Source organism: Pseudomonas sp. Fl4BN1 (assembly GCF_009908285.1).
Lineage (GTDB): Bacteria > Pseudomonadota > Gammaproteobacteria > Pseudomonadales > Pseudomonadaceae > Aquipseudomonas.
In genome coordinates this window covers 1-409 of record NZ_JAAARM010000130.1, presented here as the reverse complement: position 1 = coordinate 409, position 409 = coordinate 1, and the positions used below count along the sequence as shown (strand labels likewise).

At 60.9% G+C, this 409-nt stretch carries 1 pseudogene; it reads left to right on the top strand.

Features of this window, described 5'->3' with window-relative positions:
• Positions 1-92 precede the first annotated feature (92 nt).
• A pseudogene (gene pyrB, locus GV818_RS33900) lies at positions 93-409 on the top strand (aspartate carbamoyltransferase catalytic subunit); the annotation flags it as partial.

The following is a 409-nucleotide window of genomic DNA, read 5'->3' as shown; positions in this document are numbered from 1 at the left end:
AGCCCAAGGGCGCCTGACTTCAAGCGCGCACCGCACCTGCCTTGATCTGACCTGACCTGACCTGACCTGACCTCGTCGCCTTTCGTTTCTCCATGCCCAAGACTTTTGCCAACCCGCAGCTCACGAAAAACGGCGAGCTCAAGCACCTGCTGTCGATCGAGGGACTGTCACGCGACATCCTCACGGACGTGCTGGACACCGCGCAGCAGTTCGTCTCCGTATCGGATTCCGACCGCGAGGTGAAGAAGGTGCCGCTGCTGCGCGGCAAGAGCGTGTTCAACCTGTTCTTCGAGAACTCCACGCGCACGCGCACCACGTTCGAGATCGCCGCCAAGCGGCTGTCGGCGGACGTGATCAACCTGAACATCAATGCGTCTTCCACCAGCAAGGGTGAGTCACTGCTCGACAC